Origin of the sequence: Clavibacter michiganensis subsp. tessellarius (genome assembly GCF_021922985.1) — a bacterium.
In the GTDB taxonomy this organism is placed as follows: Bacteria; Actinomycetota; Actinomycetes; order Actinomycetales; family Microbacteriaceae; genus Clavibacter; species Clavibacter tessellarius.
On record NZ_CP040788.1, the window covers coordinates 2,430,165 to 2,441,985 of the forward strand.

An 11,821-nucleotide genomic window follows, 5' to 3' on the forward strand; every position below is an offset into this window, starting at 1 on the left:
CCGGCGCCCCGCGGCTCAGCGGCCGGATGCGGAGGCGGGGACCGCGGCCGGCTCGACGTCGGTCGTGGGCTCCGGGCCGGGCCAGATGGTCCAGCAGACGGCCCAGATGGTGCAGATGCCGAGGAGCGCCGTGAGGCGGACGATCCAGTCCTCGAGCGCCCGGGTCCGCGCGGCGTCGCCGACGAACGCGATGGCGGCGAGCAGCAGGGCGCAGGCGATCGCGTAGGCGACCACCGTGAGGATCCACATCCGCCACTCGTAGCGCACCCTGGCGCGACCGGACCGGGCGGGGCGCGCCGGCGCCGGGCCGCCGGCGAAGCGGTGGGCGAAGCGGGCGTCGAGCCAGCGCACCATCGAGTGGCCGAAGGCGACGGATCCGCCGAGGTACGCGGCGGCGAGGCCGTGGGTCCAGTCGGCGGTCGCCCCGCCGCGGAGGTCGACGGCGGCGGCGACGAGCAGCACGAGGTCCACGACGGGCACGCACGCGAGGAGCACGGCGCCGAGGCGCGGGCGACGGAGGGCGTAGCGGACGGCGAGCCCGGCGGCCAGCACGACCCAGAAGCCGATCTCGCAGGCGATGATGACGACGACGATCATGCGCGGACCCCCCGTGGTTCGGCTGGTCCCCACCGTATCGGCGCGGGGTCCGGCGGCGACGCCCCAGATCGGGGGCGCCCGCCCGACGTGGGATCAGCCCTGGCGGACCTTGTTCCGCGGGTTCTTCTTGTTGATGACGAAGACGCGGCCGCGGCGGCGCACGACCTGCGCGCCGGGGAGCTTCTTCAGGGCCTTGATCGAGTTGCGCACCTTCATGGTGGTCCTTTCGTGAGAACAGTTCTCAATAGACTAGCGCCATGCCCGCTCGCGATCGATCGACCTCCGTGCACCCGCAGCCCCAGCCGCCGTCCGGCGTCGTGCTCGTCGTGGGGGAGGGATCCGCGCTCCGCGCCGTCCTCCGCGACGCCGTCGCCGAGCGCGCGGCCTCGCTCCTCGTGCTGCCGCCGGACGAGGCGGACCCGGTCGAGCCCATCGCGCGCTTCCTCGACGACCTCGCCGAGCTCGGGCCGGGCGCCGAGGCCGTGGTCGGGATCCCCGCCACGGCCGACGCCCGCGCGACCGGCATGGGCCTCGACCTGCTGCTGCGGCAGGAGCGCCGGCTGCAGCGCGCGCTCGGCGGGGTCGGATCCGGCTTCGGGCTCCGCCACGTCGTCTCGGTCGTGCCCGCCGACCGCCTGCACGCCGTCTCCTTCGGCCGCGTCGAGGACGCGTTCACGGAGGCGGAGACGCTCGTCGACCTCGTGGAGTACGCGACCGTCGTGGTCCTCACCGGCATGGCGCGCGTGCCGCAGGAGGCGCGCGGCCTGGTCGTCGCGCTCGTGCGCCGGCTCGCGCCGCGGGCGACCGTGCTCGACGCGCGGCGCCCGCTGGCGCTCGACCGGCTGCCGCGCTGGGGCGACGTGGCCGGCCTCGCCGCCTCCGCCGGCTGGATGCGCGAGCTCACCGCCGCGGGCGTGGCCGCGCGTCCGGCGGACCTCGACCGGCTGACGGGACCCGTGGGATCCGTCGTGGTGGGCGACCCGCGGCCCCTGCACCCGCAGCGCCTCGCCGACGCCGTGGAGGAGGAGCTGCGGCCCGACCGCGCCGGGCTGGTGCTGCGCTCGAAGGGCTTCGTGTCGCTCGCGTCGCGGCCGGGCGAGGTGGGCGGGTGGTCGAGCGTCGGGCCGATGCTCACGCTGCAGCCGACCGGGATCGACCCGTGGACGGAGGAGGCGCCGCACGGGACGGAGATCGCGTTCTTCGGGATCGGGCTGCGGCCGGCCGTCCTGCGGCGCGCGATCGGGCGGGCCGTGCTGACGCCGGCGGAGCTCGCGGCCGGGCCCGACGCGTGGGCGGGGTACGCGGATCCGTTCCCGCGGGTCGACGCCGGCTGAGGGACGGGCCGGGCGATCCCGACGGCTCGCGGCGCGCTCGGGATGCGTCGCGGCGCGCCCGGACGCCGGGGAGGGTGACGGTCCGCCGAGAGCGGATGCGCGCACCTGGGCACTGCTCGACCTCCGGCGTTCAGTGGGGAGGTGAAGCAGAACCGCGCCGCAGAGGGCGCCACCCGCACGACCGACGACCGCACCGACGACCGCACCGAGGCCGCCGAGGGCCGGCCCGCCGACGCGCAGGACCCCGCCGCGGATCCGGCCCTCGTCCCGGAGCCCGCGCCGGGCCCCGAGCCGGAGGACGCCCTGCGCGTCGCCCGCGAGTCCTTCGGCTGGGACGAGCTGCACGACGGCCAGGTGCGCACCATCGGCCCGCTCGTGCGCGGCCGCGACGCGCTCGTCGTGATGCCCACGGGCTACGGCAAGTCCGCGATCTACCAGGTCGCCACCGTGCTCATGGAGGGCCTGACCGTCGTCGTCTCGCCGCTCATCGCGCTGCAGGCCGACCAGGTGCAGAACCTCGAGGACGCGCCGGCCGCGCCGCCCGCGCGCGTGATCAACAGCACCATCCGCGGGAAGGCGCTCGACGAGGCATGGGCGACCGTGGAGGAGCCGGGCGCGCGGATCGTGTTCCTCACGCCCGAGCAGCTCGCGCGCGACGAGGTCGTCGCGCGGCTCGTGGCGCGGGGGGTGTCGCTCGTGGTGATCGACGAGGCGCACTGCGTCGCGTCGTGGGGCCACGACTTCCGGCCCGACTACCTGGGGCTCGGCGGCGTGGTCGACGCGCTCGGGCACCCGCCGACCGTCGCGATGACGGCGACCGGGTCCACGCCCATCCGCGTCGAGATCGAGGAGCGCCTCGGCCTCCGCGACCCGTTCGTGCTCTCGAGCGGCTTCGACCGGCCGAACATCCGGCTCGAGGTGCGGCGGCACACCGAGGAGGCGGAGAAGCGGCGCGCGATCGTCGCGCACGTGATGGAGCAGACCCAGCCGGGCCTCGTCTACGTCGCGACGCGCAAGGACGCCGAGGACTACGCCGACGAGATCCGCGCGGCCGGCCTCCGCGTCGACGCGTACCACGCGGGCCTCCCGGCGGCCGAGCGCGAGCGCGTGCAGACGGCGTTCCACGAGGACGACGTGGACGTGGTGGTCGCCACGAGCGCGTTCGGCATGGGGATCGACAAGCCGACCGTGCGGTACGTGATCCACGCGGCGCCGCCCGAGTCGGTCGACGCGTACTACCAGGAGGTCGGGCGCGCGGGGCGCGACGGGGAGCCGGCGGTCGGGATCCTGCACTACCGGGCCGAGGACCTCGGCCTCCGCCGGTTCTTCGCGGCGCGCACGCCCCGGCCCGCGAGCCTCCGCGACGTGTACGCGGCGGTCGCGGTGGCGGGCGTCGACGGGCCCGTGCGCCCGGCGGCCGTCGCCGAGCGGGCCGGGATGTCGCCGCGCACGGTCGGCGGTGTCCTCAACCTGCTCGTGGACGCGGGCGTGCTCGGGTCCGACCGCGACGGCGCCTTCGTGCGCGAGGAGCTGGATCCGCGCGAGGCCGCGTCCCGCGCCAAGGAGGTGGCGCAGGAGCGCGAGCGCATCGAGGTCTCGCGCCTGGAGATGATGCGCGGCTACGCCGAGACGCAGCAGTGCCGCCGCCAGTTCCTGCTCGGCTACTTCGGCGAGGAGTCGCCGGAGCGCTGCGGGAACTGCGACGCGTGCGACCGGCTCGAGGCGGACGACGCGCACGAGGAGGCGATGGGGACGGGGGCCGCGGACGTCGACGCTCCCGCGGCATCCTCCGCCGCCGACCCGTTCTCGCCGCAGTCCGCCGTCACCCACGCGGAGTGGGGGCCGGGCACCGTGATGAGCGCTGAGGACGACCGCATCACCGTGTTCTTCGAGAAGGAGGGGTACCGCGTGCTGTCGCGGAAGCTCGTGGCGGAGGGGGAGCTGCTGCAGCCGGCGTGATCCGCGGAGGTCAGGCGGCGGCGTCGGCGACCGTCGCGTCCGGGTCCGGGGCGCCGAGCCCAGCCGGGTGGCCGTCCAGCCGCACCTCGCGCCCGCTCGCGGCCGACGCGTAGACGGCCTCGAGGATCCGGGCGAGGTGCAGCCCGTGCGCGGCCGGCGCGACGGACGGGATCTCGCCGCGCACCGTGCGCACGAACGTGTCGATCTCCACCTGGAAGCCCTCGTCGAGGTCGAAGGACAGCGCGTCGATGTTCGGCGCGATCTCCACCACGGTGTCGTGCAGCTCCGTCGTGATCCGCAGCTCCGGCTCGAGCGTCGCCCCGCCGCGCTCGCCGAACACCTCGAACGACTGGCTGTCGCGGCCGTGCAGCGAGTACGAGGTCTCGATGGAGAGCACGGCGCCGTCCGCGAAGCGCACGAGCGCGCCCGCGAGGTCCTCCACGGGGTCGTCGGAGGGCGTCTGGTCGGCGCTGAGGTAGCGCGTGAGCCCGCGGATGTTGCCGCGGCTGCCGAGCCGGTGGAACGCGTACCCGGTCACGGCGACGGGCTCGGGGAAGCCCATGAGCCAGAGCGCCATGTCGAGGAAGTGCACGCCGAGGTCGATGAGCGGGCCGCCGCCGGAGACGGAGCGGTTCGAGAACCAGCCGCCCGGATCGCCGGCCTGCCGGAGGAACACGGCCTTCGCGTAGTAGAGGGGACCGAGGTCGCCCGCGTCCACGAAGCGCTTGAGGGTGACCGCGTTGGAGGAGTGGCGGCGCACGTAGCCGACCTGCACGGATCCGGCGCTCGCCGCCTCCGCCGCCACGATGGCCTCGGCCTGTGCGACCGTGACGGCCATCGGCTTCTCCAGCAGGACGCTCTTGCCGGCCTCGAGCGCGGCGATCGCGACCTCGGCGTGGGTGTCGTTGCGCGTGCAGACGCTGACGGCGTCGATCGAGGGATCGGCGACGAACGCGCGGAAGTCGGTGGAGACGAGCGCGGCCCCGTGCTCGGATGCGCGGGCCGCCGCGCGCTCGCCGTCGATGTCGCAGATCCCCGCGACCACCACGTCCGGGTTCCGGGCGTAGGCCGCGAGGTGCAGGCCCGCGATCGTGCCGGCGCCCACGACGCCGACGCGCACGGGCGCGGTCGCGGGAGCGAGGCCGGATGCGTCGGTCGCGCTCATCGGACGGCCTCCGCCGCGAGGCGCTGCGCGGCGGCGAGGCCCTGGGTGAAGCCCGTCATCGGATCCTCGAGCCCCTCGAACTCGATCGACACCGGCCCGTCGAAGCCGGACGCGGCGACGAGCCCGAGCAGCTCGCGGAGCGGCAGGTCGCCCGAGCCGACGACGGCGCCGCGGATCCCGCGCCCGCCGAGCGTCGTCATCCACGTGTCGTCCGGCGGCACGTCGCGCACGTCGAAGTCCTTGAGGTGCACGACCGCGGCGTGCGGGAGGAGGCGGGGCACGGCGTCGAGCGGGTCCTCGTCGACGCAGAGCGAGTTGCCGACGTCGAGCGTGACGCGGAAGGCTGGGCGGTCGACGGCCTCGACGAGGCGCAGGATCCGGTCGCTCGCGTTCATGCTCATGCCGTGGTTCTCGACGGTGGTGGCGATGCCGAGGGTCGCGGCGTGGTCGGCGAGGGCGCGGCACACGGGCACGATCGTCGCCAGCGCGCGCTCGAACTCCGCGTCGTCGGCCTCGCGCCAGCCCCACGCGAAGACGTCGTGGCGGAGCAGCGGGATCCCGAGCTCGTGTGCCACGCGGAGGTGCTCGTGCAGGCGGGCGACCTCGCCGTCGAGGTCGGGGCCCCGGAGGTCGGCGCCGACCGCGTAGTTCGCGAGCACGACGCCGCGCGCGTCGGCCCGGGCGCGGATCGCGGCGACCAGCTCCGGGTCGTCGACGAGCTCGCTGCCGAGCCCGGCGATCGAGATCTCCAGGTGGGCGGCGTCGGAGTCGGCCACGAGGTCGACGACGTCGGGCACGGTCAGGGTGCCGGCCTCGAGGGCCGGGGCGAACGTGTAGGAGCTGACGCCGAAGCGCATGGGCGGCCTTCCTTCCGCGGCCGCCGGGCGGTCGACCGTGCCCCCACGGTAGGGAGGCCCGGGGGTCGCGGCGTTCCTGCACGACCGGTTTAACGGAGCCGTAACCGCGGGCCCGCCGGCGGCCGCGCGCGGGTCCATATGGTGAGGGGGACCCGGCGGGAGGGCGGCGCCCGCGGCCCGCGCCGGAGGAGGAGGACCCATGCCGCACCGTCCCCGGATCGTCTCGCTCGGCATGTCGCTGGAGGCCAGCGTGTACTCGCCGGCCGTGACGCGCGTCGACCAGTTCGTGCGCACCGAGGGCGACTCCTACCTCGCGGGACGCCCGTTCCTCGCGCCCGGCACGCCGCTGCGCGAGCGCGCGGACTGGACGGCGCTGCCGCACTTCCGGGCCATCCCGGGCGGGCCGGTGCCGGCGGAGGACCACCGCGCGATCCTCGACGACATGCTGGGCGCGCTCGAGCGCTCGCTCGCGGACGACGGCCCCGTCGACGGCGTCCTCTACGACGTGCACGGCGCCATGAGCGTGATCGGGACCGACGACCCCGAGGGCGCGCTCGCCGCCCGCATCCGCGAGATGGTGGGCCCCGACGCGCTCATCTCGGCGACCATGGACCTGCACGGCAACGTGACGCCGCTGCTCGCGGGCGCCGTCGACCTCATCACCTGCTACCGCCTGGCGCCGCACGAGGACGCCCTCGAGACGGTCGAGCGGGCCGTGCGGAACCTCGTCGACCGGCTCACGGGGCCGCGGCGCGACGAGCCGGTCGCGACCGCGTGGGTGCCCGTGCCGATCCTGCTGCCGGGGGAGAGGACGAGCACGCGCGACGAGCCCGCCAAGGGGCTGTACGGGCGGATCCCCGGCATCACGGCACGCGAGGGCGTCATCGACGCGGGGATCTGGATCGGCTACGCCTGGGCGGACGAGCCGCGCAACCACGCGGCCGTGGTCGTGACCGGCGACGACGCCGCGGTCGTGGCGGCGTCCGCGGAGGAGCTCGCCGCGGAGCTCTGGCGCGTGCGGGACGACTTCGCGTTCGTCGCGCCCGTCGGCACGCTCGACGCGTGCCTCGACGCGGCCGTCGCGAGCGACGCCCGGCCGTTCCTCATCAGCGACTCGGGCGACAACCCCACCGCGGGCGGCGCGGGCGACGCCACGGGCACGCTCCGGGCGCTCGTCGCGCGGCCCGAGATCGCGTCCGGCGAGGTGGAGGCGGTCTACGCGTCGATCCCGGATCCCGGGGCCGTCGCGGCGTGCGTCGCGGCCGGCGTCGGCGGCGCCGTCGACCTCCGCGCGGGCGCGCTCGTCGACGACACGGTCGCGCCGCCGGCAGAGCTCCGCGGCACGGTCGAGCACATCGCGCACGGGGATCCGGCCGCCGACGTCGAGGTCGTGGTGCGCGTGGGCGGCCTGCGCGTGATCCTCACGGCCCGCCGGAAGCCGTACCACCTGGAGGGCGACTTCACGCGGAACGGCATCGACGCGCGCGCGGCCGACGTGGTGGTGGTGAAGATCGGCTACCTCGAGCCCGAGCTGCACGCGATGGCGGCCGACTGGATGATGGCGCTCACGCCGGGCGGGGTCGACCAGGACATCGCGCGGCTGCCGCACCGACGGATCATCCGGCCGATGGTGCCGTTCGACGAGGTGACGGAGACGCCCGACCTCTCGGCGCGGATGCTGACGCGCGTGCGCTGAGGCGGGGCGCCCGCCCGCCCGCTCAGTACAGCCGCGCCAGCGCCTTCCGGAGGCAGAGCTGGCCGATGCCGAGCACGCCCGCGTCCACCCCGGCCTCGCTCTGCTGGATGCGGATGGCCGTCGTCGCGAGCGGATGGCAGCTCTCGTAGAGCTGCGAGCGGACCGCCGCGACGAACGGCTCGACCGTGGAGAGCATCCCGCCGATCACGACCACCTCGGGGTTGAAGAAGTTGACGACGGCCGCGAGGGTGTCGCCCACCGTGCGGCCGGCCTGGCGCAGCCGCGTGGTGGCGCGCGGATCGCCGTCGTGCGCGAGCCGCACCACCTCCGGGAGGTCGCGCACGGGAGCGCCCGAGGACCGGAGCCCCGCGACGATGCCGTTGGCGCCCACGATCGTCTCGAGGCAGCCGGTGTTGCCGCAGTTGCACGGCATCTGGGCGGCCGCCGCGACCCGCACGTGCGCGATGTCGCCGGCCAGCGCGGTCGCGCCGCGGTACACGTGCCCGTTGATGACGATCCCGCAGCCGACCGACGCGCCCGCCTTGAGGAACAGCAGGCTGCCGACCCGCACGCGGGATCCCGCCGCCCGCCGGTCGAGGGTGGCGTGCTCGCCGAGGCCCATCATGTTGGCGTCGTTGTCGACCACCGCGACGGCGTCGAACTCCTCCTCCAGCCAGCCGACCACGTCGAACCGGTGCCAGCCCGGCATCGACGCGGGCGACTCGACCATGCCGCGCGCGGTGTCGACCGGCCCGGGCAGGCACATGCCGACGCCGCGGACCACCGGGTCCCCGTGGGCGGCGACGAGCGCGCGCAGCGCCTCCGCGACCAGCGCGAGCACGCCGTCGGGGCCCGCGCCGATGTCGATCGGGATGGTGCGCGCGTCGACGATCGTGCCGGACATGCTGAGCAGCGCCAGGCGGGCGTGGCTGCGGCCGAGGTCGGCGGCGAGCATCACGCCGGCGTCGTCGCGGAGGTGCAGCACGCGGGGGCGGCGGCCGCCCGTGGGGTCGCCGGATCCGCGCTCCTCGACGAGGCCGGCGCGCAGCAGCTGCGTGATCTTGCCGGTGATGGTCGAGGGCGGCAGGCCGAGCGTGCGGGCGAGGTCGGCGCGGTTCGTGGCCGAGCCGGTGGCGATCATGTACAGCAGCGCCGACGCCGTCTCCCCCGCGATCTCGCTGTCGGGGGTCGCGCGCCGGATCCGCGGGGGCGGCGGCAGCCGGGATCCGCCGAGGAGGCGCTCGGGGACGCGTCCGCCGGGCGTGCCGAGCGCGCCGAGCGGGCCGAGCGCGCCGGGCGGGCCCTTCGGCGGGGCGGTCACGCGGGCGCGTCCCGGCCGGCCGCGGCGCCCGTGAGGTCCCCGACGCGGGCGTCGGCCGGCAGCCGCCCTGCGATGAGGGCCGATGCGATGACGCCGGCCTGCCCGCCGAAGCGCGCGGCGACCACGAGCGGCCGGCGCTGGAAGGTGAGGAGCCCGTCGAGCCGCTCGCGCAGCGGCCCGAGCAGCTGCTCGCCCGCCCGCGACAGGCCGCCGGCCACGACCACGACCTCGGGGGAGAGGATCGCCGTCAGCTGCGCGAAGGCGAGCGCGAGCGCGTCGATGCACGCGTCCACCACCTGCCGCGCGACCGGGTCCCCGTCGGCCGCCGCCGCGAACACGCGCGCCGCGCCGCCCTCGGTCGTCGTGCCGCCGGTGGCGCGCGCGTAGGCGTCGGCGACGCCCTTCGCGGAGGCCACGGTCTCGAGGCACCCGGATCCGCCGCACGCGCAGCGGATCCCCGCGGTGGACCCGACGGGCGTCGTGCGCATGTGCCCGATCTCCGCGCCCCGGCCGCCCGCGGTGTAGAGGCGGCCGTCGACGAAGACGGCCGCGCCGATCCCCGTGCCGATGCTCACCACGACCGCGTCGCGGGCCCCGCGCGCGGCGCCCATCTCGAACTCGGCCACGCCGGCGCCGCGCGCGTCGTTGCCGAACGCGACCGGGAGCCCGGTGGCCGCGGCGAGCAGGTCGCGCATGGGCACGTCGCGGAGCCCCACGTGCTCGGCGAGCACGACCACGCCGCGGTCGTCGTCGACCACGCCGGCCACGTGCACGCCCACCGCCGCGGGGGCGGCGTGCGGGTGGTCGCGCGCGGCCTCCGCGACGACGGCGGCGAGGGCGGCGACGAGCGCCGCCGCGTCGTGCCGGGGCGTGGGCACGGAACGGGCCTCGACGACCTCGCCCCGGGCGTCCACCACCGCGATCTTGACGTCGGTGCCGCCGATGTCGAACGCGATGACGGGCCGCGGCACCCGCAGCTCCAGCCGCGGGTGGGCCGTCACTTGACCGCGCCCGCGGTGAGGCCCGTCGCCATGCGCTTCTGCACGATGAGGAAGAGGATCACGACGGGGAGCGCCATGAGCGTCGATCCTGCCATGATGCCGCCCCAGTCGGTCTCCTGCATCTGGCCGCGGAAGCCCTGCAGCCAGAGCGGGAGCGTGCGGCTGTCGTCGGCGGAGAGCGTCACGAGCGCGAGCGTGTACTCGTTCCACGCGGCCAGGAAGCCGAAGATGCTGGAGGCGACGAGGCCGGATCCGAGCAGCGGCAGCGTCACCCGGCGGAACGCGCCGACGCGGCTGCAGCCGTCGAGCATGGCGGCCTCCTCGAGCTCCACGGGGATGCCGTCGACGAAGCCCTTGAGCACCCAGATGGTGAACGGGACGTTGGCGGCGAGGTACAGGATGCTCAGGCCGAGCACGGAGTTGAGCAGGCCCCAGCCGTCGAGCATGCGGTACTGCGAGATGAAGAGCGCCTCGGCGGGGATCATCTGGATCACGAGCACCGCCACGATCATCGACGTGCGCCCGCGGAAGCGGAACCGGCTGAGCGCGAAGGCCGCGACCACGCCGAACGCGAGCGACCCGGCGACCACGACGAGCGCGATGAGCGTGCTCATCCGCAGCGCCGACCAGAACCGGGCGTCGCCCAGCACGCGCGCGAAGTGCTCGCCCGTGCCGCCGATCGGCAGCCAGGTGGGCGTGCGGGACGACAGCTGCTCGGGGGTGAGGAAGGCCGCGTCGACCATCCAGTAGACGGGGAAGAGCCAGACCAGGCCGAACGCGACGGCGACGACGTCGAGCGCGATGCGGGCGGGCGAGCGGCGGCGGCGGGCGCGGGGCGCGCGGGCGGCGGGAGCGGCGGGCGGCGCGGCGCTCGACGACCCCGCGGGCGCGGTGGCGGCCCCGGTCGACGTGCGGGCGATGGTGGCGGTCATCGGGCGTCCCCCTCGGTCAGCAGCGCGCGGATGTAGCGCCAGGTGAGCAGCAGGCTCACGGCGAGCATGACCATGGCGGCCGCCGAGGCGACGCCGTAGTTCCCGCCGGAGAGCCCGATCTGGTAGACGAACGTGCCCAGCACGTTGGTCTGGTCGGTGATGCCGCTGCTCTGCTGCAGGATGTGGATCTGCGTGAACACCCGCAGGTCCCAGATCACCTGCAGCAGGCTCACGAGCAGGAGCACCGGCGCCACGGACGGCGCCACGATGTGCACGAAGCGCTGGCGGCCGTCGGCGCCGTCGAGCTGGGCGGCCTCCATCATCGACTCGTCGAGCTGGGTCGCCGAGGCGTAGACCATGAAGACCACGAGCGGCACGCTCATCCACGTGATGAGGAGGCCCGCGACCACGAAGAAGGTCACCGGGTCCGAGAGCCAGTTGTAGCCGACCATGCCCTCGGCGCCGAGCTTCCCGAGGGTCCAGCCGACGACGCCGCTGCGCGGGTCGAACAGCAGCTGGAACACCTGCAGCGAGCTGAGCACGGGCATCGCCCACGCCACGAGCATCACGATCTGCACGCCCACGGCGATGGACCGGCGCACCTGCGTGAGCAGCATCGCGCCGGCCGTGCCGATGACCACGGTCGCCGCGGCGCACGCCAGGCAGAAGCCCACCGAGCGGCCGAGCGACGCCCAGAAGGCCGGGTCGCCGAGCACCTGCGCGTAGTTCGCGAAGCCCACCATCTCCGGCGCCTGGCCGAACTGCTGGGCCAGGCCGAAGCGCTGGAACGACATGATGACCTGGCGCGCGAGGGGATAGCCCAGGCCGACCGCGACGATCGCCATGGCCGGCAGGACGAGCGCCCACGCGAGCCGGCGCTCGGCCCGCGGGCTGCGCGGCGCCTCGAGGGCCGGCGCGGGCGACGGCGTGGACGTGGACGTGCTGAGGACGGCGCTCAC

General features: G+C 75.5%; 11 protein-coding genes. 3 read left to right on the forward strand and 8 right to left on the reverse strand.

Annotation, left to right across the window (positions count from 1 at the left end; all coding sequences use genetic code 11):
* Positions 1-15: 15 nt before the first annotated feature.
* Positions 16-597 carry a hypothetical protein gene (locus tag FGG90_RS11435; protein ID WP_094127026.1) on the reverse strand — a complete coding sequence of 194 codons (582 nt, stop codon included), beginning with the start codon at positions 595-597 and terminating at the stop codon, positions 16-18.
* Positions 598-690: 93 nt separating this feature from the next.
* Positions 691-813 carry a type B 50S ribosomal protein L36 gene (gene ykgO / locus FGG90_RS11440; protein ID WP_086518400.1) on the reverse strand — a complete coding sequence of 41 codons (123 nt, stop codon included), beginning with the start codon at positions 811-813 and terminating at the stop codon, positions 691-693.
* Between the two features lie 41 nt (positions 814-854).
* Between ykgO and FGG90_RS11445 the strand changes: the two genes are divergently transcribed.
* Positions 855-1,931: a GTP-binding protein gene (locus tag FGG90_RS11445; protein ID WP_094127024.1), complete on the forward strand. Its 1,077-nt coding sequence runs from the start codon at positions 855-857 to the stop codon at positions 1,929-1,931.
* A gap of 141 nt (positions 1,932-2,072) precedes the next feature.
* Positions 2,073-3,890 carry a RecQ family ATP-dependent DNA helicase gene (locus tag FGG90_RS11450; protein ID WP_094127022.1) on the forward strand — a complete coding sequence of 606 codons (1,818 nt, stop codon included), beginning with the start codon at positions 2,073-2,075 and terminating at the stop codon, positions 3,888-3,890.
* Between the two features lie 10 nt (positions 3,891-3,900).
* On the opposite strand, the gene FGG90_RS11455 is transcribed toward FGG90_RS11450, so the two are convergent.
* Positions 3,901-5,055, reverse strand: a complete 1,155-nt coding sequence (locus tag FGG90_RS11455; RefSeq protein WP_094127020.1) for a Gfo/Idh/MocA family protein — start codon at positions 5,053-5,055, stop codon at positions 3,901-3,903.
* Entirely contained in the window at positions 5,052-5,912 is an 861-nt protein-coding gene (locus tag FGG90_RS11460; RefSeq protein ID WP_165771369.1) for a sugar phosphate isomerase/epimerase family protein, read from the reverse strand. Before FGG90_RS11460 ends, FGG90_RS11455 begins: the two co-directional genes overlap by 4 nt.
* 199 nt (positions 5,913-6,111) lie before the next feature.
* On the opposite strand from FGG90_RS11460, the gene FGG90_RS11465 reads away from it, so the two are divergent.
* Positions 6,112-7,608, forward strand: a complete 1,497-nt coding sequence (locus FGG90_RS11465) for a M81 family metallopeptidase (RefSeq protein ID WP_094127016.1) — start codon at positions 6,112-6,114, stop codon at positions 7,606-7,608.
* A gap of 22 nt (positions 7,609-7,630) precedes the next feature.
* Here FGG90_RS11465 and FGG90_RS11470 read toward each other — a convergent pair whose 3' ends face one another.
* From FGG90_RS11470 to FGG90_RS11485, 4 genes are read right to left on the reverse strand one after another with little or no spacing between them, the layout of a single operon-like run.
* Positions 7,631-8,929 carry an ROK family transcriptional regulator gene (locus FGG90_RS11470; protein ID WP_210433034.1) on the reverse strand — a complete coding sequence of 433 codons (1,299 nt, stop codon included), beginning with the start codon at positions 8,927-8,929 and terminating at the stop codon, positions 7,631-7,633.
* Complete coding sequence (locus FGG90_RS11475; RefSeq protein WP_210433033.1) at positions 8,926-9,930, reverse strand: ROK family protein; 1,005 nt, start codon at positions 9,928-9,930, stop codon at positions 8,926-8,928. Before FGG90_RS11475 ends, FGG90_RS11470 begins: the two co-directional genes overlap by 4 nt.
* Complete coding sequence (locus tag FGG90_RS11480) at positions 9,927-10,862, reverse strand: carbohydrate ABC transporter permease (RefSeq protein ID WP_094127012.1); 936 nt, start codon at positions 10,860-10,862, stop codon at positions 9,927-9,929. Before FGG90_RS11480 ends, FGG90_RS11475 begins: the two co-directional genes overlap by 4 nt.
* Positions 10,859-11,821 (reverse strand): carbohydrate ABC transporter permease, encoded by a 963-nt coding sequence (locus FGG90_RS11485; protein ID WP_237583346.1) that lies wholly within the window; start codon positions 11,819-11,821, stop codon positions 10,859-10,861. Before FGG90_RS11485 ends, FGG90_RS11480 begins: the two co-directional genes overlap by 4 nt.